22 protein-coding genes are annotated in these 24,823 nt (G+C 66.0%); 12 read left to right on the forward strand and 10 right to left on the reverse strand.

Features of this window, described 5'->3' with window-relative positions; genetic code table 11:
* Positions 1–256 precede the first annotated feature (256 nt).
* The 6 genes from AB4Y40_RS39385 to nagE all read left to right on the forward strand — a co-directional run bounded on the left by AB4Y40_RS39385 (position 257) and on the right by nagE (position 8,933).
* Positions 257–1,069, forward strand: coding sequence for a MetQ/NlpA family ABC transporter substrate-binding protein (locus tag AB4Y40_RS39385; protein WP_368692460.1), 813 nt, complete (start codon positions 257–259; stop codon positions 1,067–1,069).
* Positions 1,070–1,530: 461 nt separating this feature from the next.
* Positions 1,531–2,265, forward strand: coding sequence for a GntR family transcriptional regulator (locus AB4Y40_RS39390; protein ID WP_324148451.1), 735 nt, complete (start codon positions 1,531–1,533; stop codon positions 2,263–2,265).
* 76 nt (positions 2,266–2,341) lie between these two features.
* Positions 2,342–3,445, forward strand: coding sequence for an N-acetylglucosamine-6-phosphate deacetylase (nagA, locus tag AB4Y40_RS39395; RefSeq protein ID WP_368692461.1), 1,104 nt, complete (start codon positions 2,342–2,344; stop codon positions 3,443–3,445).
* Positions 3,438–4,445 (forward strand): SIS domain-containing protein, encoded by a 1,008-nt coding sequence (locus tag AB4Y40_RS39400; RefSeq protein ID WP_368692507.1) that lies wholly within the window; start codon positions 3,438–3,440, stop codon positions 4,443–4,445. Before nagA ends, AB4Y40_RS39400 begins: the two co-directional genes overlap by 8 nt.
* A gap of 12 nt (positions 4,446–4,457) precedes the next feature.
* The gene (gene ptsP, locus AB4Y40_RS39405; RefSeq protein ID WP_368692462.1) at positions 4,458–7,052 is read left to right on the forward strand and encodes a phosphoenolpyruvate--protein phosphotransferase; all 2,595 of its coding nucleotides are present in this window, start codon (positions 4,458–4,460) and stop codon (positions 7,050–7,052) included.
* 120 nt (positions 7,053–7,172) lie between these two features.
* Positions 7,173–8,933, forward strand: coding sequence for an N-acetylglucosamine-specific PTS transporter subunit IIBC (gene nagE / locus AB4Y40_RS39410; RefSeq protein WP_368692463.1), 1,761 nt, complete (start codon positions 7,173–7,175; stop codon positions 8,931–8,933).
* 83 nt (positions 8,934–9,016) lie between these two features.
* On the opposite strand, the gene cydB is transcribed toward nagE, so the two are convergent.
* The 4 genes from cydB to rpoH form a co-directional block, all read right to left on the reverse strand.
* Positions 9,017–10,153 carry a cytochrome d ubiquinol oxidase subunit II gene (cydB, locus tag AB4Y40_RS39415; protein WP_368692464.1) on the reverse strand — a complete coding sequence of 379 codons (1,137 nt, stop codon included), beginning with the start codon at positions 10,151–10,153 and terminating at the stop codon, positions 9,017–9,019.
* A 37-nt stretch (positions 10,154–10,190) separates the two neighbouring features.
* Entirely contained in the window at positions 10,191–11,777 is a 1,587-nt protein-coding gene (locus tag AB4Y40_RS39420; protein WP_368692465.1) for a cytochrome ubiquinol oxidase subunit I, read from the reverse strand.
* The gene (gene cydP, locus AB4Y40_RS39425) at positions 11,764–12,066 is read right to left on the reverse strand and encodes a cytochrome oxidase putative small subunit CydP (RefSeq protein WP_368692466.1); all 303 of its coding nucleotides are present in this window, start codon (positions 12,064–12,066) and stop codon (positions 11,764–11,766) included. Before cydP ends, AB4Y40_RS39420 begins: the two co-directional genes overlap by 14 nt.
* A gap of 188 nt (positions 12,067–12,254) precedes the next feature.
* Positions 12,255–13,190, reverse strand: a complete 936-nt coding sequence (rpoH, locus tag AB4Y40_RS39430) for an RNA polymerase sigma factor RpoH (protein ID WP_069264904.1) — start codon at positions 13,188–13,190, stop codon at positions 12,255–12,257.
* Positions 13,191–13,766: 576 nt separating this feature from the next.
* Between rpoH and AB4Y40_RS39435 the strand changes: the two genes are divergently transcribed.
* Complete coding sequence (locus tag AB4Y40_RS39435; protein WP_042270104.1) at positions 13,767–14,150, forward strand: nuclear transport factor 2 family protein; 384 nt, start codon at positions 13,767–13,769, stop codon at positions 14,148–14,150.
* A gap of 141 nt (positions 14,151–14,291) precedes the next feature.
* Here AB4Y40_RS39435 and leuA read toward each other — a convergent pair whose 3' ends face one another.
* Positions 14,292–15,938, reverse strand: coding sequence for a 2-isopropylmalate synthase (leuA, locus tag AB4Y40_RS39440; protein ID WP_368692467.1), 1,647 nt, complete (start codon positions 15,936–15,938; stop codon positions 14,292–14,294).
* A gap of 585 nt (positions 15,939–16,523) precedes the next feature.
* Positions 16,524–17,486 carry a DNA-binding protein YbiB gene (gene ybiB / locus AB4Y40_RS39445; protein ID WP_368692468.1) on the reverse strand — a complete coding sequence of 321 codons (963 nt, stop codon included), beginning with the start codon at positions 17,484–17,486 and terminating at the stop codon, positions 16,524–16,526.
* Positions 17,487–17,757: 271 nt separating this feature from the next.
* Between ybiB and AB4Y40_RS39450 the strand changes: the two genes are divergently transcribed.
* Positions 17,758–18,456 (forward strand): fumarylacetoacetate hydrolase family protein, encoded by a 699-nt coding sequence (locus AB4Y40_RS39450; RefSeq protein WP_368692469.1) that lies wholly within the window; start codon positions 17,758–17,760, stop codon positions 18,454–18,456.
* A 42-nt stretch (positions 18,457–18,498) separates the two neighbouring features.
* Positions 18,499–19,146: a maleylacetoacetate isomerase gene (gene maiA / locus AB4Y40_RS39455; RefSeq protein WP_368692470.1), complete on the forward strand. Its 648-nt coding sequence runs from the start codon at positions 18,499–18,501 to the stop codon at positions 19,144–19,146.
* 96 nt (positions 19,147–19,242) lie between these two features.
* Here the strand turns inward: maiA and ftsY are convergent, their stop codons facing one another.
* Positions 19,243–20,397: a signal recognition particle-docking protein FtsY gene (ftsY, locus tag AB4Y40_RS39460; RefSeq protein ID WP_368692471.1), complete on the reverse strand. Its 1,155-nt coding sequence runs from the start codon at positions 20,395–20,397 to the stop codon at positions 19,243–19,245.
* Between the two features lie 284 nt (positions 20,398–20,681).
* Between ftsY and rsmD the strand changes: the two genes are divergently transcribed.
* The 3 genes from rsmD to AB4Y40_RS39475 all read left to right on the forward strand — a co-directional run bounded on the left by rsmD (position 20,682) and on the right by AB4Y40_RS39475 (position 22,276).
* Positions 20,682–21,323 (forward strand): 16S rRNA (guanine(966)-N(2))-methyltransferase RsmD, encoded by a 642-nt coding sequence (rsmD, locus tag AB4Y40_RS39465; protein ID WP_368692472.1) that lies wholly within the window; start codon positions 20,682–20,684, stop codon positions 21,321–21,323.
* 108 nt (positions 21,324–21,431) lie between these two features.
* Positions 21,432–21,926, forward strand: coding sequence for a pantetheine-phosphate adenylyltransferase (gene coaD, locus AB4Y40_RS39470; RefSeq protein ID WP_133185293.1), 495 nt, complete (start codon positions 21,432–21,434; stop codon positions 21,924–21,926).
* Positions 21,927–22,015: 89 nt separating this feature from the next.
* Positions 22,016–22,276, forward strand: a complete 261-nt coding sequence (locus AB4Y40_RS39475; protein ID WP_069264882.1) for a YfhL family 4Fe-4S dicluster ferredoxin — start codon at positions 22,016–22,018, stop codon at positions 22,274–22,276.
* Positions 22,277–22,344: 68 nt separating this feature from the next.
* Here AB4Y40_RS39475 and hisC read toward each other — a convergent pair whose 3' ends face one another.
* From hisC to AB4Y40_RS39490, 3 genes are all read right to left on the reverse strand, one after another.
* Positions 22,345–23,412 (reverse strand): histidinol-phosphate transaminase, encoded by a 1,068-nt coding sequence (hisC, locus tag AB4Y40_RS39480; protein WP_368692473.1) that lies wholly within the window; start codon positions 23,410–23,412, stop codon positions 22,345–22,347.
* A gap of 15 nt (positions 23,413–23,427) precedes the next feature.
* Positions 23,428–24,030, reverse strand: a complete 603-nt coding sequence (pth, locus tag AB4Y40_RS39485; protein WP_069264878.1) for an aminoacyl-tRNA hydrolase — start codon at positions 24,028–24,030, stop codon at positions 23,428–23,430.
* A gap of 149 nt (positions 24,031–24,179) precedes the next feature.
* The gene (locus AB4Y40_RS39490) at positions 24,180–24,788 is read right to left on the reverse strand and encodes a 50S ribosomal protein L25/general stress protein Ctc (RefSeq protein ID WP_368692474.1); all 609 of its coding nucleotides are present in this window, start codon (positions 24,786–24,788) and stop codon (positions 24,180–24,182) included.
* Positions 24,789–24,823: the final 35 nt, after the last annotated feature.

Genomic DNA, 24,823 nt, shown 5'->3' on the forward strand with positions numbered 1-24,823 from the left:
GCGCAGGCGCGCCTGCAGCGTCTTCGGCGTGCACGAGCGCGGGCAGCGCCGTCCACGGCAGCGTCGGATGCAGATGATGCTGGCGATGCAGATGGTGGTTCATCAGCAGCACGCCCAAAGCGCGCGGGCATACCAGTATGCGAATTCATTATTTCCCGCAACCGGTTCCATATGAGACGATTTATATCGTCCGGCAGATGGCGCACAACGCCGCGGAACCGGAGCAATACCAAAACCACGCAGGAACATCATATCCATGCAGCGCAGAAATCTGATTAAAGCACTCCTCGCCGGCGTCGCCGCCACCACGCTCGCAGCCAGCTTCGGCGCACGCGCCGACGACCAGGTCATCAAGGTCGGCACCGTTTCGGGTCCGGACGCGCAAGTCTGGGCCGTCGTCCAGAAGGTCGCCAAGCGCGAAGGCCTGAACGTCAAGGTCGTCGAATTCAACGACTACGTGCAGCCGAACGCCGCGCTCGACGCCGGCGACCTCGACGCCAACAGTTTCCAGACCGGCCCGTATCTCGACAGCCAGATCAAGCAGCGCGGCTACAAGCTCGTGAACGCCGGCCTCACGTACATCTCGCCCATCGGCGTGTACTCGAAGAAGCTCAAATCGCTGAACGATCTGCCGCAAGGCGCGAAGGTCGCCGTGCCGAATGACCCGTCGAACGAAAACCGCGCGCTGCTGCTCCTGCAAAGCAAGGGCCTGATCAAGCTGCGCGCTGGCGCGGGCGTCAACGGCAACAACGCGACGCCGCTCGACCTCGCCGAAAACTCGAAGAAGATCAAGCTCGTCGAACTCGACGCTGCGCAGCTTCCGCGCGCGCTCGGCGACGTGGACGCCGCCGTGATCAACACGAACTACGCACTCGCAGCCGGCCTGCAGCCGACCAAAGACGCGATCGCCATCGAGGACATCCATAGCCCGTACGCGAACCTGATCGCCGTTCGCACCCAGGACAAGGACAAGCCGTGGGTGAAGAAGCTGGTGGCCGCCTACCAGTCGGAAGACGTGCGCCAGTTCATCAAGAACGAGTTCAAGGGCTCGATGGTTCCGTCGTTCTAAGGGACCTTCGAGAAGCGGCTGTCTGCGTCCAATTGACGCGGGAGCCCGGCAGGACCCGAACGCCGTGGCGATCGCCACGGCGTTTTTTTATTGCGCGTGCACTCTCGGAGCCGCGCGCTCTTCCTGCCGAAGTCGCGAGCTGGTCCTACGGCGGTACTACGGTGGGCTATGTCAGATAACCTGTTGATGCCACTCTGGTCCCATTGTGGGGCCCCCGGATACCGCGCCAGGGTAAATCCTGATGCCAGGCTGCGCCCCGTTTGAGCCTTATGTGTTTGTGCAATGCATTGATTTTTAACGATAATTTTCGATGTGCCGGGGCGAGGCTGCATCTGTTGACTGGTCTTATTGTGGTTATATAATGGGCTCGCTTTCGCACCGGACCAGTCTGCACCACCGGCACTGCCACGCAGCATGCCCGTCCGGCCCCCCACGATCGTCCAACCGCTGGCGCCAAGTCCATGGAAACCCGTTGGTCTGCCCTGATGCCCGATGCGCGCAATGTGACGCCGCTCTATCTGCAGCTGGCGCGCAACCTTGCCACGGCCATCCACTGCGGCGTGTGGTCGGCCGGCGAGGCGCTGCCTTCGGAGCGCACGCTGTCGGACGCCATCGGCGTGTCGCGCATCACCGCGCGCAAGGCGATCGAGCTGCTCGTGGAGCAGGGGCTGATCCGGCGCGCACGCGGCGCGGGCAGCTTCATCACGCCGCGCGTGGAAGATCCGCTTTCGCGCCTCACGGGTTTCACGAAGAAAATGGAGCAGCGCGGCTTCACGCCCGACTCGGTGTGGCTCGCGCGCGAGGTCCGGCCGGCGCACCGCGAGGAGATCGTGCAGCTCGGCCTGTCGCCGGGCGCCTCGGTCGCGAGCCTGCGCCGCCTGCGCCGCGCCGACGGTACCGTGATGGCCGTCGAGCATTCGGCGCTGCCCGTGTCGATCGTGCCGGACCCGGAAGCCATCGAGGGCTCGTTGTATGCGTATCTGGAGCAGCACCGCGTGCCTGTGGTACGCGCCCTGCAGCACTTTCGCGCGGTCAACGCGACGGGCGAGATCGCCGCGCTGATGGGCGTCGAGCCGCGCGCGGCGCTGCTCGTCATCACGCGGGTGGGCTTTTCCGCCGATCAGCGCGCCATCGAGCTGACCGACACCTATTGCCGCGACGGCTATTACGACTTCGTTGCGGAGCTGCGCCAGTGAACGCCGCCGCAGTCTCTCTCATGCACGTCACCGAAACGTCCTACCGCGCTTCGATGCGCCTCATCGGAAAACTCTCATGCTGAGCGGAAACATACTCACCCCTGAAGGCTGGATCCACGGCACGCTGTCGTTCGAGAACGGACGCATCACCGCGATCACGGGCGAGGCCACCGATCCGGCGAACAACGACGCGCCCTACATCCTGCCGGGCTTCATCGACCTGCACGTGCACGGCGGCGGCGGCGCCGACGTGATGGAAGCCGGCGACGCGATCGAAACCATCGCGCGCACCCACGCCCGCTACGGCACCACGAGCCTGCTGGCCACCACCATGACCGCCCCGCGCGAGGAGCTGATGAACGTCGTCGCGGGCCTCGGCAACGTCACGCGCAATCGCACGGCGGGCGGCGCGCGCGTGCTGGGCGTGCACCTCGAAGGCCCGTACATCAACCCGGGCAAGCTCGGCGCGCAGCCCGACGCCGCCGTTTCGGCCGTGCTCGACGAAGTGCTCAAGTACCTCTCGATCGCGCCGATTCGCGTGGTGACGGTGGCGCCCGAGATCGCGGGCCATATCGAGATCATCGGCGAGATGGCGGCGCGCGGCGTGCGCGTGCAGATCGGCCACTCGCTCGCGACCTACGACGACGCCGTGGCCGCGCTCAAGCACGGCGCCTGCGGCTTCACGCACCTCTTCAACGCGATGTCGCCGCTGCATCATCGCAACCCGGGCGTGGTCGGCGCGGCGCTCGCGCATGCCGAGTACGCGGAGATCATTCCCGACCTGCTGCACGTGCATCCCGGCGCGATCCGCGCCGCGCTGCGCGCCATTCCGCGCCTCTATGTGGTGACCGACAGCACCTCGGCCACCGGCATGCCCGACGGCGAATACCGCCTCGGCAGCCAGCACGTGACGAAGTGCCTTGGCGGCGTGCGTCTCGCCGACGGCACGCTCGCGGGCAGTACCCTCACCATGGACCAGGCGCTGCGCAACCTCGTCTCGATCGGCCTGCCGATCGCGGACGTGTCCGCGCGCCTGTCGCGCTATGCCGCCGATTACCTCGGCATCGAAGACCGTGGCCGCCTCGCGCGCGGCGCATGGGCCGATGTCAACGTGTTCGATCGCGAGCTGGCGCTCACCGCGACCTACGTCGAAGGAGAATCGATTGTCGAATATGCTTAAGGAAGCGCTGGCCTCGGCCAGCGTCGTCGCCGCGCAGCTCGCGGACACCTCGCGCGTCGAGGTGCTCGCCCGCGCGCTGGAGGCCGAACCGCGCCACGTCGCGCTCACCGTCGCGCGCGGCAGTTCGGACCACGCGGCGAGCTACTTCGCTGCGCTCACCATGAGCCGCATCGGCATCCCGGTGGCCACGCTGCCGATGTCGATCGCGACGCTCCAGCAGGCGCCCTTACGTGTACGTGGCCAGTTTGCCCTTGCTTTCTCCCAATCGGGTAGGAGTCCTGATCTGGTCGCGACGATCAAGGCGCTGCGCGAAGCCGGCGCGCTGACGGCGGCGATGGTCAACGTCGCGGGCTCGCCGCTCGCCGAGGCCGCCGGCACGGAGCTGCCGCTCCTCGCCGGTCCCGAGTTGAGCGTGGCGGCCACCAAGAGCTATATCGCGATGCTCGCGATGTCGGCGCAGCTCGTCGGCTTCTGGCAGCGCGACGCCGCGTTCCTCGACGCCGTGCGCGCGCTACCCGACGCGCTCGATCGCGCAGGCACGCTCGACTGGTCGAAGGCCGTCGAAGAATTGCGCGACGTGAAACAGATGATTGTGATCGGCCGCGGTCCGGGCCTCGCCGTTGCGCAGGAGGCCGCGCTCAAGCTCAAGGAAACCTCGGGCATTCAGGCCGAAGCGTTTTCGAGCGCCGAAGTGCGCCATGGCCCGATGGAGCTGATCGACCGCGATTACCCGCTGCTCGTGTTCGCCCCGCGCGGGCCGGAGCAGGCAGGCCTGATCGAGTTCGCCCGCGACATGGAAAAGCGCGGTGCGCGCGTGCTGCTCGCGGCGCCCGCCGACGTGGCCGGCGCGGCGCTGCCGCTCGAAACGGCTGCCGATGCGGCACTCGATCCCATCGCGGCCATTTTGTCGTTCTACGTGATGGCGGCGGGCCTTGCCGCCGCGCGCGGCCGCAATCCTGACGAGCCGCGTTACCTGAACAAAGTCACCGAAACCCACTAGATTGGAAAGCGAATGGAACGCATCGAGGAGTCTCGCCTGATGGATCCGCATACTCGCGTCGAGGGGCACATCGTACTGGTCTCTCCGCTCACCGGGCCGGTCGTGCCGCTCGCGTCGGTGCCCGATCCGGTGTTCTCGGAAGGGTTGTTCGGCGACGGCATCGGCGTCGATCCGCTCGTCGGCCGCGTCGTCGCGCCGTGCGACGGCATCGTCGTGCATCTCGCGCGCACCGGCCACGCGGTCACGCTGCAATCGGCCGAAGGCGCACAGGTGCTCGTGCACGTCGGCATCGACACCGTCGAGCTCAACGGCAAGGGCTTCACGCCGAAGGTTGCGCAGGGCGCCCAGGTGCGGCTCGGCGAGACGTTGATCGAGTTCGATCTCGACGTGGTGGCGTGCAATGCACCGAGCCTCGTTTCGGTCGTCGCGATCGCCAATTCGGATGCCTTCGAAGTGATCGAGCGCGCGGGCGCGGGTCACGTCGAAGCGGGCAAGTCCGCGCTGCTCGTGCTGCGCGTGCGCGACGGCGCGGAGATCGCGGCCGCCCACGAATTGATTGCGAACGAAGTGCGCCGCAACGTCACGCTCACGCATGCGGGCGGTCTGCATGCGCGGCCCGCGGCGCGGGCGCGCGAAGCGGTGCGCGGCGTCGACGCGCGCGTCGAGGTCCGCTTTGGCGAGCGCAAGTCCGCCATCGAGAGCGTCGTCGGCCTGCTCGCCCTCGGCGCGGGCGAGGGCGCGACCATCGAACTCGTCGGCATCGGCCTTGAGGCGCAGCGCGCCGTGGACGCCGTCGCGAACGAGCTCCTGCGCGAAGCGCCCGGCGAGGGCGGCGAAGCGCCGGCGCGGCAGCAATCGCCCGCGCCCGTGATGCAGGAAGCCGCAGCCGCCGTGGCGTCGTCCGCCGAGCCGGGCGTGCTCGCGGGCGTGTGCGCGGCGCCGGGCGTCGCGGTCGGCAAGCTGGTGCGCTGGGACGAAGCCGAACTGACGCCGCCAGAACTCGCGAGCGGCCCGTCGGCCGCGGAAAGCCGCGCGCTCGACAAGGCGATCGCCGCTGTCGACGCCGAGCTGAACCAGAGCGTGCGCACGGCTTCGCAGCGCGGCGCGATCGGCGAGGCGGGCATCTTCACGATGCACCGCGTGCTGCTCGAAGACCCGACGCTCGTCGACGCCGCGCGCGACGCGATCAGCCTCGGCAAGAGCGCGGGCTACGCGTGGCGCGAAGCGATCCGCGCGCAGATCGTGGTGCTCGGCAAGGTGGACGATCCGCTGCTCGCGGAGCGCGCCGCCGACCTGCGCGACCTCGAAAAGCGCGTGCTGCGCGCGCTCGGTCTGTCGAACGCGGCCGCGCGCACGCTGCCCGAAGAAGCCGTGCTCGCCGCCGACGAATTCACGCCTTCCGATCTCGCCTCGCTCGACCGCAAGCGCGTGATGGCGCTCGTGATGGCGCGCGGCGGTGCGACCTCGCACGCTTCGATCATCGCGCGCCAGGCCGGCATTCCCGCGCTCGTCGCGCTCGGCGACGCGCTGCATGCGGTGCCGGAGGGCACCGAAGTCGTCATCGATGCGAGCGCCGGCCGCTTTGCGTACACGCCGAGCGCGCTCGACATCGAACGCGCGCGCAGCGAAAAGCAGCGCCAGGCCGGCGTGCGCGAAGCGAACCGCCGCACCTCGCACGAAGCTGCAGCCACGCGCGACGGCCACGCGGTGGAAGTCGCCGCGAACATCGCGACGCTGGAGGACGCCAACACGGCCGTGGATAACGGCGCGGACGCCGTGGGCCTGCTGCGCACGGAGCTGCTCTTCATCCATCGCCAGGCCGCGCCGACGGTGGAAGAACATCTTCAGAGCTACCAGGCCATCACGGACGCCCTCGCGGGCCGCACGGCGATTATCCGCACGCTCGACGTCGGCGCGGACAAGGAAGTCGACTATCTCACGCTGCCGCCCGAGCCGAATCCGGCGCTGGGTCTGCGCGGCATCCGCCTCGCGCAGGTGCGGCCCGATCTGCTGGACGACCAGCTGCGCGGACTCGTTGCCGTGAAGCCGGCGGGCAAGGTGCGCATTCTGCTGCCGATGGTGACCGACGTGGGCGAACTCGTGCGTCTGCGCGAGCGCATCGACACGTTCGCACGCGAAGCGGGCCGCACGGAGCCGATCGAGGTGGGCGTGATGATCGAGGTGCCCTCGGCGGCGCTGCTCGCGGACCAGCTCGCGCGCCACGCCGATTTCCTCTCGATCGGCACCAACGACCTCACGCAGTACACGCTCGCAATGGACCGTTGCCAGCCCGACCTCGCGGCGCAGGCCGACGGTCTGCACCCGGCCGTGCTGCGTCTCGTGGCGGCGACGGTCGAGGGCGCGAACAAGCACGGCAAGTGGGTCGGCGTGTGTGGCGCGCTGGCGGGCGATCCGCTCGCGGTGCCGCTGCTCGTCGGCCTCGGCGTGACGGAGCTTTCCGTCGATCCGGTTTCGGTGCCGTCGATCAAGGCGCGCGTGCGCAAGCTCGATTACAACGACTGTTGCCAGCGCGCGCAGAACGCCCTCGCACTCGAATCGGCGCAAGCCGTGCGTGCGGCGAGCCGCGAAAGCTGGCCACTCGATTGATGATTTCTGTTTCACCCACCCTGAGTAATCCTTAGAAACACGCCGGCGTGCGCAGCGATCGCGCGCCGGCTTCTCTCACCCACACACGTCAAGCAAGAGATAGAGACTGGAGGCAGTTCAATGGATGGCAATCCGTTTCTCAAGATTCAAAGCCTCGGCCGCGCGCTGATGCTTCCCATCGCAGTGCTGCCGGTCGCCGGCATCCTGCTTCGTTTCGGCCAGGCCGACATGCTCAACATCAAGATCATCGCCGACGCGGGCGGCGCGATCTTCGATAACCTGCCGTTGCTGTTCGCGATCGGCATTGCGGTGGGCTTCGCGAAAGACAACAACGGCGTCGCCGGCCTCGCGGGCGCGCTGGGCTATCTGGTCCAGATCGCCGTGATGAAGGACATCAACGACAAGCTCAACATGGGCGTGCTGTCGGGCGTGGTGGCCGGTGTCGTCGCGGGCATGCTGTACAACCGCTTCAAGGACATCAAGCTGCCCGAGTTCCTCGCTTTCTTCGGCGGCAAACGCTTCGTGCCGATCGTCACGGGGCTCACGTGTCTCGTGCTGGGCATCGTATTCGGCTACGTCTGGGGGCCGGTGCAGGGCGTGATCGACACCGCCGGCCACTGGCTCACCACGGCGGGCGCGATCGGCACCTTCGTGTACGGCTTGCTCAACCGGCTCCTGCTCGTCACGGGTCTGCACCACATCCTCAACTCGCTCGTGTGGTTCGTGTTCGGCTCGTTCACGCCGGCAGCCGGCGGCGCGGCCGTCACGGGCGACCTGCACCGCTTCTTCGCGGGCGACCCCACGGCAGGCAGCTTCATGGCCGGCTTCTTCCCGGTGATGATGTTCGGCCTGCCGGCAGCGTGTCTCGCGATGCTGCACGAAGCCCCGAAGGACAAGCGCGCGATGGTGGGCGGCCTGCTGTTTTCGATGGCGCTCACCTCGTTCCTCACGGGCGTGACCGAGCCGATCGAGTTCACGTTCATGTTCCTCGCGCCCGTGCTCTACGCGATCCACGCGGTGCTCACGGGGCTGTCGCTCGCGATCTGCTCGCTGCTCGGCATCAAGCTCGGCTTCACCTTCTCGGCGGGCGCGATCGACTACGTGCTGAACTACGGGCTCTCCACGCACGGCTGGTATGCGATTCCGCTCGGCGCGGTCTATGCGGTCGTGTACTACGGGCTGTTCCGCTTCTTCATCCGCCGTTTCAATCTGCCCACGCCGGGCCGTGAAGCCTCGGCGGGCGATACGGCAATCGCCTCGTCGATGTCGGGCGTTGCGGTGGCGGCCGGCGGCGCGGCCGCGGCATCGCTCTCGCGTGCTGCGCGTTACATCGATGCACTGGGCGGCGCGGCCAACCTCAAGGTGGTCGATGCCTGCACGACGCGTCTGCGTCTCACGGTGGCCGACCCGGCGCATGTTTCCGAGCCGGCCTTGAAGGCGATCGGCGCGCGCGGCGTGCTCAAGCGCGGCGGCGAAAGCGTGCAGGTGGTCATCGGGCCGGAGGCGGACATCATCGCCGATGAGATTCGCGGTGAGATCGCACGCGGCGGCGCGGCGGCTGGCAAGGCGACACCCGCGGCGCAGCCTGCGGTTCAGGCCGTCCAGGCTGCTCAGGCGAGCGCGAGCGCGGATGTCGCGCAGGGCCCGCTCGATCCGAATCCGTCGCGCTGGCTCGCGGTGTTCGGCGGCGTTGCCAACATCGTCTCGCTCGACGCGGTGGCGGCCACGCGCCTGCGCGTGATCGTGCGCGACCCGGCGGCCGTTGATCGCGAGAAGCTCGGCGCGCTCGACGTGGTGTGGACTTCGGCGGATACGCTGCACATCGTGGTCGGCGACGCCGCGCCGCGCTATGCACGCGAGCTGGCGCTCCAGCCGGCCTAACCGATTCGCTTTATGCCTGTGAAAAACGCCGCGGCATTTGCCGCGGTGTTTTTGTTTCCAGCGCCGCTAAATCGCCTGGGCGCTCAGTACAGCGTATGGTGGTTGTCCTGTATCGCGCTGGCGGTGATCTTGCCGCGCATCACGCGATAGACCCACGCGGTGTAGCCGAGCACGATCGGCAGAAAAATGATGACGGCCACCAGCATGATCTCGAGCGTCATCTTGCTCGAGGTCGCGTCCCAGACCGTGAGGCTCGAACGCGGGTCGAGCGAGGAGGGCATGATGAATGGGAACATCGAAAAGCCCGCAGTCAGAATCACGCCGACGATCTGCAGCCCCGTGCTCAAGAACGCGAGCCGCTCGAAGCGCGAGCCCGCAAGTGCGAACGCGAGCACGCCGCCGAGCACGCCCAGGGCGGGGGCGAGCGCCATCCACGGATACAGCCCGTAATTCGCGAGCCAGAGCCCGGGCCCCGAATCGACGCTTTTCAGGAGTGGATTGGCCACCGTGTCCAAAGGCGCCGGCGACGTGATCGTATAGCCGCCGATGAGTGTCGCCACGAGCGCGCCCGCCACGAGGAACAACACGATCGTGAGCGCCGAGAAAAGCCGTAGCGCCTTCGAAGCGCGCATGGCGACGACGCCATCGGTCTTCCTCTTCAGGAACGCCGCGCCGTGGGCGGTGAGCATGCACAGGCTCACCAGTCCGCAGATCAGCGCGAACGGATTGAGGAGTGCGAAGAAGCTGCCGTGATACGTCACGCGCAGATCCGTGTCGTAGGCGAACGGCACGCCCTGGAGCAGATTGCCGAACGCCACGCCGAACACGAGCGCGGGCACGAAGCCGCCGATGAAAAGACCGCAGTCCCACCCCTGGCGCCATCGCACGTCCACGCGCTTGCCGCGATAGTCAAAGCCCACGGGGCGGAAAAACAGCGAGAACAGCACGAGCAGCATGGCGAAGTAGAAGCCCGAGAACGAAGCCGCATAGGCGAGCGGCCACGCGGCGAACATCGCGCCGCCCGCCGTGATGAACCAGACCTGGTTGCCTTCCCACGTCGCGCCGACCGCGTTGATGACGATGCGGCGCTCCTCGTCGGTCTTGCCGACGAAGGGCAGCAGCACGGCCGCACCCATGTCGAAGCCGTCGGTGAGCGCAAAGCCGATCAGCAGCACGCCGATCAGCACCCACCAGATCAACTTGAGCGTTGCGTAGTCCATGGCCTGTTTCCTCGCGTCTTTCGGTGTCGTGCAGCGATCACGAGACCTTGCCGCCGGTGGCCAGCGCGGCCGTCTGCTCGTGGAAGTAGCGGCCGGTATGCAGCGACGAGGGCCCGAGGCGCGCGTACTTGAACATCAGCGTGATCTCGATGATGAAGAGCAGCGTGTAGAAGATCACGAAGCCCGCGATGCTCAGCATCACGTCGCCGGGTGCGAGGCTCGAAGCCGAAAGACGCGTGGGCAGCACTTCCGCGATGGTCCACGGCTGGCGGCCGGTTTCCGCGACGACCCAGCCGAACTCGGCGGCGAGCCACGGCAGCGGGATCGCCACCAGCGCCCAGCCGAGGAACCAGCGGCGGCTGTCCTTGAGCAGCGAGCGCTGCGCACAGAACCAGAAGGCGAGTACGAAGGTCACGAGAAAGAGGATGCCGAGACCCACCATCACGCGGAACGACCAGAACACCGGCGCGACGGCCGGAATCGCCGTTCGCGACGCAGCCCTGATCTGCTCGGAAGTCGCGTCGACCACGTTCGGCGTGAACCGCTTCAAGAGCAGGCCGTAGCCGAGATCGGCCTTGTGTGCCTCGAACACGTCGCGCGTTTCGGTGTCGGCGGTGCCCTCCTTCATCTTTTGCAGCGCGGCGTAGGCGAGCATGCCATTGCGGATGCGCACTTCGGCGCGGCTCATCAGGTCTTTCAGGCCGATCACGGGCGTGTCGATCGAGCGCGTGGCGATGATGCCCATCAGCCAGGGAATGCGGATCGCGTAGTCGGTGCGTTCTTCCTTCTGGTTAGGCAGACCGAATAGCGTGAAGGGCGCGGGGGCGGGCGCGGTCTCCCATTCAGACTCGATGGCGGCGAGCTTGACCTGCTGCACCACGCCGTCGGTGTAGCCCGATTCGTCGCCGAGGATCAGCACGCATAGCGTGGACGCAAGGCCGAAGCCCGCGGCGATCGCGTACGAGCGCAGGGCGAACTCGACGTCGCGCCGGCGCAGCAGGTACCACGACGAAATGCCGAGCACGAACATCGACGCCGTCACATAGCCGGCCGAAACCGTGTGCACGAACTTCACCTGCGCGACGGGGTTGAAGATCACCGCGAACAGGCTGGTGAGTTCCATGCGCATGGTTTCGTAGTTGAACGACGCGCCCACGGGGTTCTGCATCCAGCCGTTGGCAATGAGAATCCACAGCGCCGAGAGGTTCGAGCCGAGCGCGACGAGAAACGTGGTGAAGAGGTGCGCGCCTTTCGACAGCCGATTCCAGCCGAAGAAGAACACCCCGACAAAGGTCGATTCGAGGAAGAACGCCGCGAGCCCTTCCACGGCGAGCGGCACGCCGAAAATGTCGCCCACGTAGTGCGAGTAGTACGACCAGTTGGTGCCGAACTGGAACTCCATCGTGAGGCCGGTGGTGACGCCCATCGCGAAATTGATGGCGAAGAGCTTGCCCCAGAACTGCGTCATGTCCTTGTAGATCTCCTTGCCGGTCATCACATAGACCGACTCCATGATGACGAGCAGCCACGAGAGGCCGAGCGTGAGGGGCACGAACAGGAAGTGGTAGAGCGCGGTGATGGCGAACTGAAGACGCGAGAGTTCCACCGATTCAATCGTGGGCATGACGGTCTCCTCGCGGGGGCGACATGGTCTGGGATTGGGACGCGGACGGCTTGAGCGCCGTAGACTCGGGCACGGCCAGAATGGCCTGCGCGACAGCGGCAGGCGGCATGTGCATGTCTTCTGCCTGCGGGTGATTGAAGAACGCGTATTTGAGCGCCATCAAGAGGACGAGCTTGACGGCGAGAACGAGGGCAATATCGCGCGCGAAGGTGGGGCCGCGCATCCACTGCAGGATGCGCGTGCGCAGCAGCGACGGTGCGCGCTGGCGTTGACCGGATGCCGGGATCATGACGACGGGTGCCCTCGAACGCGTTACGAGGCCAGACCGCGGCGCGGCGTCTGGCTCACCACCTCGAAATCATCTTAGGGTGGAATCAGCGAGGCCGGTACGAAGGTGCGCAGCTTGCGGGGCGCGCAAAAGAAAAACCCCGTTCGCGGGAACGGGGTTTTCGGTGTGGCGTGAAGACCTGGCGACGCTTACGCGTAGTCGGCGAGCGCGGTGCGCATCTTCTTCATGGCGCTCGCCTCGATCTGGCGAATGCGCTCGGCCGAAACGCCGAACTCGTCGGCCAGTTCGTGCAGGGTCGAGCCGCCCGAACCGTCGTCGTCCACGTTGAGCCAGCGCGCCTCGATGATGCGGCGGCTGCGTGCGTCGAGCGCTTCCAGCGCGCTCGCAATGCCGTCCGACTGCAGGCGGTCGCGCGAACGTGCGGCGAGCACGGCGCTCGGCTCGCTGTGCGAGTCGGCGAGCCAGGCGATCGGGGCGAACGACTCCTCGCCGTCTTCGGTCTGGCCTTCGAGCGCGATGTCGGCGCCCGAGAGGCGCGTTTCCATTTCCACGACCTCTTCGCGCTTCACGTTCAGTTCCTGCGCGAGGCCGTCGATTTCTTCCGGCGTGAACGACTGCAGGCCCTGCTTGTGGCTGCGCAGGTTGAAGAACAGCTTGCGCTGCGCCTTGGTCGTGGCGACCTTCACCATGCGCCAGTTGCGCAGGATGTACTCGTGGATCTCGGCCTTGATCCAGTGCATGGCGTACGACACGAGACGCACGTTCTGCTCGGGGTCGAAGCGCTTCACGGCCTTCATCAGGCCGATGTTGCCTTCCTGGATCAGGTCGGCGTGCGGCAGGCCGTAACCGAGATAATTGCGCGCGATCGACACCACGAGGCGCAGGTGCGACAGCACCAGGCGGCGCGCGCCTTCAAGATTGTTCTGCTCGCGAAACTCGGTCGCGAACTGACGCTCTTCTTGTGGCGTCAGCATCGGGATCCGGTTCACGGCCTGAATATAGGCGTCGATGTTGCCCAGCTGGCCGGGCAACAGGGAAGCATTCGCGAGCGCCAATGAGCCCCCGGCCTTGGCCGACGACGGGCTCAGCGTACTCGGAAGGGTCATGGTCATTGCGTTGCTCACGTAGCGAACTCCTCAGGAATCTTGCAAAAGTCAGACACCGACTCCACGGTGGATGTTAGCACTCTGAATCCCCGAGTGCTAATACTTGGAGTCTGTAGGGGCTTCAAGGTTCCTTGATCCCTATCGAAATGGTTGTATCGATAGATTACACTAAACGCCGGCCGTCAAGCAGGGCGGGGCCTGGCGCCCGGCGCAGGCCCGCACAGGGGGCAGGCCGAAGGAACACTCTAGAACAGGGCAGTAGTCCAGCGCGAGGGCGCAGGAAATAAAGGGTGGAATCAGCGACGCTCGAAGGACCGCGGAGCGCCTGGACCTTGCCACGGAATCTGACAAATAGACATCGGACAAAGACGAAAGTGCTGCGCTGCGACATCCGGGCGCGGCCGCCGGGATGTCGCTGTCGCCACGCGCGGTTTTCACCGGGCGCGTGGCGTATGCCCCATACATGGAGGCGATGTCTTTGATCGCAAGTATCCTTGCGCCAAAACCTGGTATAAATTTCAGCCAGACGTATGCAGAAAATCTTCGGCGTAGATCTGCGCTCAGGCGCGGACCGACGCGCAAGGGGCTCGAGCGATGGCGGCAAAACTAATCGATGCGATTCGCGGACTTGAGCGCGAGCGTTTTCGCGCGATGGTCGACGGCGACGGCACGTCGCTGGACCAGTTGCTGTCCGATCACGCGACCTTCGTGCACACCAACGGCAAACGCGAGACCAAGCAGCAGTTCATCGAGGCGATCACGGCGGGCCGCCGCCGCTACCGCCAGATCGAGATCCAGTCGCAGGACGTGCTGCACGCGGGCAACGAGGCCTGCGTGGTCTCCGGCCGCGTGCTCATCGAGATGGAAGCGAACAACGGTGCGCTGCTCTTTCCGATTGCCTATACGGCGATCCAGACGCAGGAAGGGGGCCACTGGCGTCTGCTCGCATGGCAGGCGACGCGTTGCGCGATCGAGTGACGACCGGTAAGTCCACTCGCTGAAAGGCCGCGTAGGCGCTTCAGGCGCACGCCGGCGGCCCGTTTTGCCGCCGGCGCTCAACAATGCCGCCGATTTCCCTGCTCAAACTCAAACTGCTTCGCGCACCGCGCGCGGAAGGTGTCAGGCCGCTGCGCGCCGATCCACTTGCGGCCAGACTGCGCGATTCACCGCGCTGACGACTGCCGCGACGCACGCGTGGACCGCGTCTTCGCCCACGCCAACACCGTGGCGCAGCGGCTGGCCGCCTACGCGTGCGCCGACGAACACTGCTGTGCCGCCCTGCGACGTGCGCTCGGTCTCGAACGACGTGATTTCAATGTGCTCACTGGCCATTGCCGCGATGGCGGCGGCGACGGCTTGCGCATGCGCCTCGTCGATGCTCGCGGCAGCCGGCATGGCCACTTCACGGCCTTCCCAGCGCACACGACCCGAACCGGCGTTGACAGCCGGCCCGCGCGTTTCGAAGTACTCACGCGCGAAGAGTGCGCAGACCGCGTCGCCCGTGATCTCTTCACCCGACGTATCGGCGACGGTCTGCACGGCGTGGCTGAACTCGATCTGCACGCGGCGCGGCGGCGTGAAGCCCATGCCGCGCTCGAGCAGATAGGTCGCACCACCCTTGCCCGACTGGCTGTTCACGCGGATCACCGCGTCATAGCTGCGGCCAAGATCGGCGGGATCGATCGGGAGATAGGGCACTTCCCAGACGGCGTCGGGCTGCTGCTGCGCGAAGCCCTTGCGGATCGCGTCCTGGTGGGAGCCCGAAAACGCGGTGAACACGAGGTCGCCCGCGTACGGATGGCGCGGATGCACGGGCAACTGGTTGCAGCGCTCGACCACGCGGCGCACGGCGTCGATGTCGGAGAAGTCGAGGCCCGGGTCGATGCCCTGGGTGTAGAGGTTCATCGCGAGCGTGACGAGATCGACGTTGCCGGTGCGCTCGCCGTTGCCGAAGAGGCAGCCTTCGATCCGGTCCGCGCCCGCGAGCAGCGCCATTTCGGCGGCGGCCACCGCCGTGCCGCGGTCGTTGTGCGGATGCACCGACAGCACGATGCTGTCGCGGTACGCGAGATTGCGGGTCATCCACTCGATCTGGTCGGCGTAGACGTTGGGCATCGCCGCTTCGACGGTCGCCGGAAGATTCACGATCATCTTGTGGTCGCGCGTCGGGCGCCACGTCTGGGCCACCGCGTCGCAGACTTCGCGCGCGAAAGTCAGCTCGGTCATGCTGAAGGTTTCGGGCGAATACTGGTAAGTCCAGTGCGTTTGCGGGTTTTTATCGGCATGTTCGCGGATAATGCGCGTGCCTTCGACTGCGAGCGCTTTTACTTCCTCCCTCGACTGGCCGAACACGATCTTGCGGAACGACGGGCAGATCGCGTTGTAGAGGTGGACGATGGCGCGCGGCACGCCTTCGAGCGCTTCGAACGTGCGCGCGATCAATTCTTCGCGCGACTGCACGAGCACTTCGATCGTCACGTCGTCGGGAATGCGCTTTTCGTCGATCAGCTTGCGCACGAAATCGAAGTCGGTCTGCGAAGCGGACGGAAAGCCGACTTCGATTTCCTTGAAGCCGATCGCGACGAGCATTTCGAAGAATTCGGTCTTCTGCTCGATGCTCATCGGCTCGATCAACGACTGGTTGCCATCGCGCAGGTCGGTGCTCATCCAGATCGGCGCGCGCTCGACGGTGCGCGTCGGCCATTTGCGGCCGTTCAAACGGATGGCGGGGAAGGGGCGGTACTTCTCGGCGGGATTACGCAACATGACGAGCCTCGTTCTTCATGGTGTCGTTTGCGATGGCGGTCGGCAGCGGGCGGTTGGCGGGCTGGCGACGGAGCACGATGGGCGAAACTTCACGCGTACGGGCGGCAACCTCGGACGCGAAGAAGACGGCCACGGTGACGGCGGTAACCGGCGCGGCGAAAGCGGACGTGAACGATGCCCATGCAACGTGCATTTTGACCTCGCGACTCGTCCGAACGGTAAGCGGACGAATGCAGACGACAAGTTGTAGAGATACAGCGGATTTGGGGTACTGCGAGAACTGCTTTGGGAGGACCGCGGTGACCGGAGGAGGAGGTCGTTGCGGCGCTACACCAGCTTTAGGCCAGGCGTAGCGATAGGGCCGATAGTCGGCCGAGGGTAATTCGGAGGGTGTTCGGGTAGGAACGCATTCGTTCAATGTAAATCAGGGCGGATGCGTGTGTCAACAGCGAATTTGCAGATTGACCGCGTGAAGATGCGTGGAGATGGCCGACGAAGCGTGACGATGCGCTTGTGGCGCAGCGCGCGGGTCGCCCGCCCTGCATGGCTTTCAGCGGTTTGGGCGACGTGTTTCGGGTTCGATCGTCAGCGCTTCGCGATGCGTTTGATCGTCTCGATCTGGCGCGTGATCGCATCCGGCACCGGCGCTTCGCCGCGCTGCACGGCATCGATCCAGGCGGCTGTAGTCGGTGCATCGCGGCCTTCGGGGAGATCGATTTCGGGCGCGCCGGGCGACGATCGCTCCGGTTCGACCAGCGTTTCGCAGATGCCGTCGTGCAGCCAGTCGACCTGCACCTGGCGGCGGGTATCGGCGACGGCTTCGCCCTCGGTGCCGCGCGCGAGCAACGCGCCGCCCACTGCCGCTTCCGGATGTGCCGCGAAGAGGGCGCTCAGGCTTTCGCGGTACGGCGGGTGCGTGTAGTTCACGAGACGCAGGCCGGGCTCGGCGAACGGCTGCAGCAGCTTCACGAGCGTATGCGTGGAGTTGCGCACGCCCATGCGCCGGCGCATCGAGAGCAGGCGCGCGAGTTTGGGCGCGAGCGTTTCGATCGACGAAAACGCCACGCAGCCCGACGCCAGTTGCGCTTCGATTTCGGCGTGATCGCGTGCCTCGGGTCGATTCAGCGCCGCGAAGATTTCCGCGCTCGTGACGCGGCCCGGATCGGTGACAACGCCGTGCACGAGCGTCGGCACGCCTTCGCGCGCGAGCAGCAGCGCGAGCAGCGGCACGAGATTCGGCTGCTTGCGCGCGCCGTTGTAGCTTGGGATCGACACAGGCCGAAAGTCGCCTCGCGGCACCGCGAGCGGCGCGAACGAGGCGTGCGCAGCGGTGAGCATGGCGGCCAGTTCATCCGCGGTTTCGCCCTTGAGGCGGTAGGCGAGCAGCACCGCGCCTAGCTCCAGCTCGGGCACGCGGCCGTCGAGCATGGCGGCGTAAAGGGCGTGCGTGTCTTCGGACGAGAGCGAGCGGGCGCCGTGCGGTCCGCGGCCGATCTCCTTGATGAAGCGGGCGCACGGGAAGATGTCGGTGGAGTCGGCGGTGGTCATGGGCGGGCGCGGTTCGTTCGACGGCGTGCGGCGGGCCGCCGTCGTATTGAAATGGGGATGCGGGAAGTATCGCACGAGCACGCGGTGCCTCGCCGGGCACGCATCGCCGGCCGGCCGCGCCTCGCCGGCCACGCCTTGCCGGCCGCGTGAAGGCGCCGCCGCGCACGCCCACCGCCGCGCGTTACACTCGCGATTGTTCCGGCGGCGCAAGCCGCGCGATCGACAGGCCCGCGTGCTTCGTGCACGCCCCATCACAAAGACGGAGAACTCCATGACGTACGTATTCGAACCGGCGGCGCTCGCCTCGGTGCCGGTGGCCGGCAGCGACACGCGTTTCCCGGTGCGGCGCATCTACTGCGTTGGCCGCAACTACGAAGCGCATGCGCGCGAGATGGGCCACGATCCGAACCGCGAACCGCCGTTCTTCTTCTCCAAGCCAGCCGACGCCGTGCTCTACGTTGCGCCCGGCTCGACCGCCGAATTTCCGTATCCCGCGCAATCGCAGAACGTGCACTTCGAGATGGAACTCGTCGCGGCCATCGGCAAGGGCGGCAAGGACATTCCGGTCGCGAGCGCGCTCGACCACGTGTATGGCTACGCGCTGGGCCTCGACATGACGCGCCGCGACTTGCAGGGCGAGGCGAAGAAGCTCGGTCGTCCGTGGGATACGGCCAAGGGCTTCGACCATTCGGCGCCGATCGGCCCGATCCATCCGGTGTCGAAGATCGGCCAGCTCGAGAAGGGCGAAATCTGGCTCGCGGTCAACGGCGAGGACAAGCAGCGCTCCGATATCTCGCAGATGATCTGGCCGGTTGCCGACACGATCGCGTTCCTTTCGACGCTGTTCGAGCTCAAGGCCGGCGACCTGATCTACACGGGCACGCCCGAAGGCGTGGGCGCCGTGGTCAAGGGCGACCTGATGACGGGCGGTGTGGCAGGAATCGGCGAATTCGCCGTGCGGGTCGTCTGAGGGGCGCGGCCCGCATCAGGATAAGAGGAGCAAGAGAGGAGCATGAAGCTTTACAGCTATTTCCGCAGTTCGGCGTCGTATCGGGTGCGCATTGCGCTGAATCTTAAGAACCTGTCGTACGAGTACGTGCCGGTTCACCTCGTGCGCGACGGCGGCGAGCAGCTCAAGCCCGCCTACCGCCAGGTGAATCCCGACGCGATCGTGCCGTCGTTCGTCGATGACCAAGGGCACACGCTCCAGCAGTCGCTCGCGATCATCGAGTATCTCGAAGAGACGCATCCCGAGCCGCCGCTGCTGCCGAAGTCGCCCATCGATCGCGCTCACGTGCGCTCGCTCGCGCTGCAGGTGGCGTGCGAGATCCATCCAGTGGACAACCTGCGCGTGCTCAAGTACCTGAAGCACACCGTGGGCGCGGACGACGCGACGAAAGACGCGTGGTACCGCCACTGGATCGAGGCGGGTTTCGCGACGCTCGAACAGCGGCTCGCCAGCGATCCGCGCACCGGCAAGCTTGCTTTCGGCGACACGCCGACCGTCGCCGATCTTTGCATCGTGCCGCAGGTCTACAACGCGAACCGCTTCAAGATCGACACGACGCGTTACCCGACCATTCAGCGCATCAACGACTACGCGCTCACGCTCGACGCGTTCGCGCGCGCCGCGCCGGGCGTGCAGCCGGATACGGAGTGAGTGTTTGACCGGCTAACGCCGGCCACACCAATGAAAAAGGGCGTCGTTTGCGAGAACGACGCCCTTCGTGCATCTAAATTCGGGTAAGGCGCGCTTTCAGCTGCCAAGCAGCGCGTCGGCGAATTCTTCGGCCACGAACGGCTGCAGGTCTTCGACCTTTTCGCCCACGCCGATGAAATACACGGGAATCGGCCGCTGCCGCGCGATCGCGGCGAGAATGCCGCCCTTGGCGGTGCCGTCGAGCTTCGTGACGATCAGTCCGGTGAGGCCGAGCGCGTCGTCGAAGGCCTTGACCTGGGCGAGCGCGTTCTGGCCCGTGTTCGCGTCGATCACGAGCAGCACCTCGTGCGGCGCGCCGTCGAACGCCTTGCCGATCACGCGCTTGACCTTCTTCAGCTCGTCCATCAGGTGCAATTGCGTGGGCAGGCGGCCCGCGGTGTCGGCCATCACCACGTCGATGCGGCGTGCGCGCGCGGCGCTCACGGCGTCGAAGATCACCGCCGCCGGGTCGCCGCTTTCCTGCTGCACGACCGTCACGTTGTTGCGCTGGCCCCAGATGGCGAGTTGTTCGCGCGCGGCGGCGCGGAACGTGTCGCCGGCGGCGAGCAGCACGCTCTGGTCGAAGCTTTGCAGATGCTTGGCGAGCTTGCCGATGCTCGTGGTCTTGCCCGCGCCGTTCACGCCCGCGATCATCATGACGAGCGGCTGGGCGCGGCCGAGCATGAGCGACTTTTCGAGCGGCTTGAGCAGGCCGATGAGCAGCTCGCGCAGGGCGTTCTTGACCTGCTGCGCGTCGGTCAGGCGCTCGGCGCGCACCTTCTGGCGCAGCGTTTCGAGCAGATATTCGGTCGCGTCGACGCCCGCATCCGACATCAGCAGCGCGGTTTCGAGCTCTTCGTAGAGATCGTCGTCGATCTTCGCGTTGACGAAGATGCTCTGGATGTTCGAGCCGGTTTTCGAGAGCCCCGACCTCAGGCGCTTGAGCCACGATTGCCTGGCTTCGGGCTCGAGCGCGGGTGGCGGGACGATTTCGACGGCTTCCGGTTCGTCGTCGTTGTCGGCTTGCTGCGGCGTGATCGGAGCGGTCACGGCCGGTCGAGCGGACGGCGCAGGCGGCATTTCGCGCACCGTGCTGGTGGGCTCATCAACGGCCTCGTCCGGCGCCTCGAGGGTGGCTTCGTCCTGCGCGTTCTCGGCCGGCGCGTTCTCGGCGTCCTTCGAGCCGCGGAATCGTTTGAAGAAACTGAACATGGTCTGGGGTGGGTCAGGCGCGCTGCGGGTCGGACCGAGGGGCGGTCAGCGACGGCATGGGAAGAGGTAACGCGCGGAAAACATGGCATTTTATCAGGCGCGTTAGCCGGAGTCGCTGCGGCATTGCCGTGGGAGCGTTGCGGCGCGCACGCGGCACCTGCGCGCCCCTGTGGTAACGTGCGCGCATTGGAGGGCGCGATGCGAACGCGTCGAACCCCACAGTCGAGTTCCGCCGGCAAGTTGACTGCCGGCGGTCAAATGCACGCAGAAGTACGACCCAACGCATGAGCCGTTCCTCACCTTCACGTGGCCAAGGCGGCCGCACCCATCAGCCCGATCCCCGCGCACGTGGCGGCGGTGGCGCGCACACGATCCGCATCATCGGCGGCGACTGGAAGCGCACGCCGCTGCCGGTGCTCGACCTCGATGGTCTGCGCCCGACGCCCGACCGCGTGCGCGAAACGCTCTTCAACTGGCTCGGCCAGCGTCTCGACGGCCTGCGTTGCCTCGACCTGTTCGCAGGCAGCGGCGGCCTCGGCTTCGAGGCGGCCTCGCGCGGCGCCGCACGCGTCGTGATGGTGGAGCGCAGCGCGCGCGCCGCCGCGCAACTGCGCTCGAACCAGGCGCGCCTTGGTGCGCGCACGATCGAAATCGCGGAAGCCGATGCATTGCGCCTCGCGGCTAATCTGGCGCCAGGCTCGTTCGATGTGGTGTTCCTCGATCCGCCGTTCGGCGACACCGCGCTGCTCGAGCGCTCGCTCGAGCTGGCTGCGCCGCTCGTCGCTCCGGACGGCTGGCTTTACGTCGAATCGGGCGAGCGCATCGAGCCGGCTGCGCGGCCCGCGTTGACGGGCTGGAGCGTCGTGCGCGAGGGCCGGGCGGGTGCGGTTCACTATCATTTGCTGCAGCGCGAAAATGAGGAATAATGCGCGTTCGATAAGAAGCGGCGGGCGGCCTGGCCGTCACGCACGCACGTGTGCATGCGTCGCCACGGCACCGCATTGCGCCCCATTTCTGTTGAGAGGAGAAGCCTCATGGTAGTCGCCGTGTACCCCGGTACCTTCGACCCGCTCACGCGCGGCCACGAAGATCTCGTGCGGCGCGCGTCGAGCATTTTCGACACGCTGGTAGTCGGCGTTGCGGACAGCCGCAACAAGAAGCCTTTCTTCTCGCTCGACGAGCGGCTCGAGATTGCCCACGAGGTGCTCGGCCACTATCCGAACGTGCAGGTCATGAGCTTCAAGGGGCTGCTGAAGGACTTCGTGCGCACCAACAACGCACGCGTGATCGTGCGCGGGCTGCGCGCGGTGTCGGACTTCGAGTACGAATTTCAGATGGCGGGCATGAACCGCTACCTGCTGCCTGACGTCGAGACGATGTTCATGACGCCTTCGGACCAGTATCAGTTCATTTCGGGCACGATTGTGCGCGAAATCGCCCAGTTGGGCGGCGATGTGAGCAAATTCGTGTTTCCGTCCGTGGAAAAGCGCTTGCAGGACAAGGTGGCCTCGATGGGCGGCCCGGTTTAGAAGGCGTGAACGCGCGGCGAAAGCAGCGTAAACTATAGGGCTAAGCAACGTGTGAGCCGGCCCTCGTGCCGGCAGGAAGTGAGACCAGCATGGCCCTGATGATTACCGACGAGTGCATCAATTGCGACGTGTGCGAGCCCGAGTGCCCGAACGACGCGATCTCGATGGGCCCGGAAATCTACGTGATCGACCCGAAGAAATGCACCGAGTGCGTCGGCCATTTCGATGAGCCGCAATGCATCCAGGTGTGTCCGGTGGAGTGCATTCCCAAAAATCCGGAGCACGTCGAGTCGCCCGAGCAATTGATGCAGAAGTACCACGCGCTGACCGCGGCGAAGAACAACGCCTGAATCGTGCAATCCTCCGGCAATAAAAAACGCGCCAACTGGCGCGTTTTTTATTTCATCTCGCCGCCTTCTTACGCGACGATGGCCTTCAACGCATCGACGAGCGTGTCGCACTCGGCATCGGTACCGATCGAGATGCGCAGATGCTGGTTCACGCGCGGCGCGTTGAAATGGCGCACGAAGATCTCTTTTTCGCGCAGCTTGGCCGCAATTGCCGCCGCGTCGTGCGCAGGATGCTTCGTGAACACGAAATTCGCCGCCGAGGGCACCACTTCGAAGCCGAGCGCCGTGAGCGCGGCCGTCAGGCGCTCGCGGCTGGCGATCACGCGCGCGCTCGTCGTCTTGAGCCACTCGCCGTCTTCGTAAGCGGCGGTCGCCGCGGCTTGCGCCAGGCGGTCGAGCGGGTACGAGTTGAAGCTGTCCTTCACGCGGTTGAGCGCGTCGATGAGATCGGGGTGACCGAACGCGAAGCCCACGCGCATGCCCGCGAGCGAGCGCGATTTCGAAGTCGTGTGCACGACCAGCAGGTTCGGGTAGCGGTCGATCAGCGCGATCGCCGATTCGGCGCCGAAATCCACATACGCTTCGTCGATCACCACCACGGATTCCGTGTTCGCCGCGACGAGCCGCTCGATTTCCGCGAGCGGCAGCGCGTGACCCGTGGGCGCATTCGGATTCGGGAAGATCACGCCGCCATTGGGCTGGCGGTAGTCATCGATACGAATCGTGAACTGCTCCGTGAGCGGCACGGTGCGGTACTCGACCTCGTAAAGCCGCGCGTAGGTCGGGTAGAAGCTATAGGTGATGTCGGGAAAGAGGATCGGCTGGTCGTGCTTGAGCAGCGCCTGGAATGCGTGAGCGAGCACCTCGTCCGAGCCGTTGCCGACGAACACCTGCTCCGCGCGAATGCTGTGATGCGCGGCCACGGCGGCGCGCAGACGCTTCGCGACGGGGTCGGGATAGCGGCGCAGCGATTCGCCCGTCTCGCCCAGCTCGTGGCGGATCGCCTCGAGCACGCGCGGGGAGGGCGCATACGGATTCTCGTTGGTGTTGAGCTTGACCGGCTTCGCGAGCGCGGGCTGTTCGCCCGGCACGTAGGGCACGAGCCGGTTGACGATGTCACTCCAGTAACGACTCAAGACGCTCTCCTTGTTTCAACCGTTGCGATGCAGCTGCATCACCGCGCGTTCGGCCTCGCCCTTCACGAACGTCGGCATCACGGCGAGCGCGCGTTCGATCGAGGCGTCGATCACTTCCTGCTCCTCGCGGCGCGGCGGCTTGAGCACGAAGTTCGCGACGTCGGGCTTCGCACCGGCGCGCGCGCCTTCGGGAATCAGGTCGCGTGGATGGCCGATGCCGATGCGCAAACGCCAGTACTGCTGCGTCGACAGATGCGCGGAGATGTCCTTCAGGCCGTTGTGGCCGCCGCTGCCGCCGCCGAGCTTGAGCTTGACGGCGCCGGGCGGCAGATCGAGCTCGTCGTGCGCGACGAGGATCTGGTCGGGCAGGATCTTGAAGAACGCCGCGAGGGCGACGACCGATTGCCCCGAGCGGTTCATATAGGTCTGCGGTTCGAGCAGATGCACTTCCTCGCCGTAGAGGCGCGCCTTCGCATAGTGGCCATGGAAGCGCCGCTCGTCGCGCAGCGTCGTGCCGGCTTCGCGCGCGAGCTGGTCCACGAGCCAGAAGCCCGCGTTGTGGCGCGTCGCCGTGTATTCGGCGCCCGGATTGCCGAGCCCGACGATCAACCTGATCATTGTGGTGTTCCGCCTGCGTAAATCGATGAACTGACCCGCAAGTGTACGAAAAAGTGCGAAAAAAAACCCGCCGGGGCGAACCGCGGCGGGTCACGTCGTCCGTTTCAGGGAAACGGATCGAGAGGATCGGCTCTTTGAAGCCGCTGCGATTACTCTGCAGCCGGTGCTTCTTCGCCTTCAGCTGCCGCCTGGGCGCCAGCCGGCACGGGTGCCGACACGATGACCGGGTTTTCCGTTTCAACGTGCTGAACCAGCGTCACGCCTGCGGGCAGGGTGATGTCCTTGGCATGCAGCGATTGACCGGCTTCGATCTTCGCGAGGTCGACTTCGAGGAATTCCGGCAGTTGACCCGGCAGGCACTGGACTTCGATTTCAGCCAGAACGTGCGAGATGATCGCGCCACCCGTCTTCACAGCCGGGTTGGTTTCCTGGTTCATGAAGTGCAGCGGCACCTTCGTGTGGATCTTCTTGTTCGGATCCACGCGCTGGAAGTCCACGTGCAGCACGAGCTGACGGAACGGGTGGTATTGCACGTCGCGCAGCAGCACTTGCTGCGACTTGCCGGCCACTTCGAGGTCGAGGATCGACGAGTGGAAGGCTTCCTTCTTGAGGGCGTGCCACAGCGCGTTGTGATCGACTTCGATCAGTTGCGGCTCGGCGCCGACACCGTAAACGATGCCAGGGGTCTTGCCAGCAATGCGCAGGCGGCGGCTCGCACCCGTACCTTGCAGGTTACGCTCGAAAGCGATGACTTTCATTTGATTCTCCAATGCACTGCCCGCGACCAGGCAGT

Source organism: Paraburkholderia sp. EG287B (assembly GCF_040965595.1).
GTDB lineage: Bacteria > Pseudomonadota > Gammaproteobacteria > Burkholderiales > Burkholderiaceae > Paraburkholderia.

Bases quoted from the DNA above. Each gene is read 5' to 3' on its own strand.
- ybiB (WP_368692468.1), bottom strand. From the start codon at position 17,486: ATGACCACCGCCGACTCCACCGACATCTTCCCGTGCGCCCGCTTCATC.
- cydB (WP_368692464.1), bottom strand. From the start codon at position 10,153: ATGGACTACGCAACGCTCAAGTTGATCTGGTGGGTGCTGATCGGCGTG.
- AB4Y40_RS39490 (WP_368692474.1), bottom strand. From the start codon at position 24,788: ATGAAAGTCATCGCTTTCGAGCGTAACCTGCAAGGTACGGGTGCGAGC.
- cydP (WP_368692466.1), bottom strand. From the start codon at position 12,066: ATGATCCCGGCATCCGGTCAACGCCAGCGCGCACCGTCGCTGCTGCGC.
- AB4Y40_RS39420 (WP_368692465.1), bottom strand. From the start codon at position 11,777: ATGCCCACGATTGAATCGGTGGAACTCTCGCGTCTTCAGTTCGCCATC.
- AB4Y40_RS39390 (WP_324148451.1), top strand. From the start codon at position 1,531: ATGGAAACCCGTTGGTCTGCCCTGATGCCCGATGCGCGCAATGTGACG.
- AB4Y40_RS39450 (WP_368692469.1), top strand. From the start codon at position 17,758: ATGACGTACGTATTCGAACCGGCGGCGCTCGCCTCGGTGCCGGTGGCC.
- maiA (WP_368692470.1), top strand. From the start codon at position 18,499: ATGAAGCTTTACAGCTATTTCCGCAGTTCGGCGTCGTATCGGGTGCGC.
- nagA (WP_368692461.1), top strand. From the start codon at position 2,342: ATGCTGAGCGGAAACATACTCACCCCTGAAGGCTGGATCCACGGCACG.
- rsmD (WP_368692472.1), top strand. From the start codon at position 20,682: ATGAGCCGTTCCTCACCTTCACGTGGCCAAGGCGGCCGCACCCATCAG.
- leuA (WP_368692467.1), bottom strand. From the start codon at position 15,938: ATGTTGCGTAATCCCGCCGAGAAGTACCGCCCCTTCCCCGCCATCCGT.
- nagE (WP_368692463.1), top strand. From the start codon at position 7,173: ATGGATGGCAATCCGTTTCTCAAGATTCAAAGCCTCGGCCGCGCGCTG.
- AB4Y40_RS39475 (WP_069264882.1), top strand. From the start codon at position 22,016: ATGGCCCTGATGATTACCGACGAGTGCATCAATTGCGACGTGTGCGAG.
- AB4Y40_RS39400 (WP_368692507.1), top strand. From the start codon at position 3,438: ATGCTTAAGGAAGCGCTGGCCTCGGCCAGCGTCGTCGCCGCGCAGCTC.
- AB4Y40_RS39385 (WP_368692460.1), top strand. From the start codon at position 257: ATGCAGCGCAGAAATCTGATTAAAGCACTCCTCGCCGGCGTCGCCGCC.
- pth (WP_069264878.1), bottom strand. From the start codon at position 24,030: ATGATCAGGTTGATCGTCGGGCTCGGCAATCCGGGCGCCGAATACACG.
- coaD (WP_133185293.1), top strand. From the start codon at position 21,432: ATGGTAGTCGCCGTGTACCCCGGTACCTTCGACCCGCTCACGCGCGGC.
- ptsP (WP_368692462.1), top strand. From the start codon at position 4,458: ATGGAACGCATCGAGGAGTCTCGCCTGATGGATCCGCATACTCGCGTC.
- AB4Y40_RS39435 (WP_042270104.1), top strand. From the start codon at position 13,767: ATGGCGGCAAAACTAATCGATGCGATTCGCGGACTTGAGCGCGAGCGT.
- ftsY (WP_368692471.1), bottom strand. From the start codon at position 20,397: ATGTTCAGTTTCTTCAAACGATTCCGCGGCTCGAAGGACGCCGAGAAC.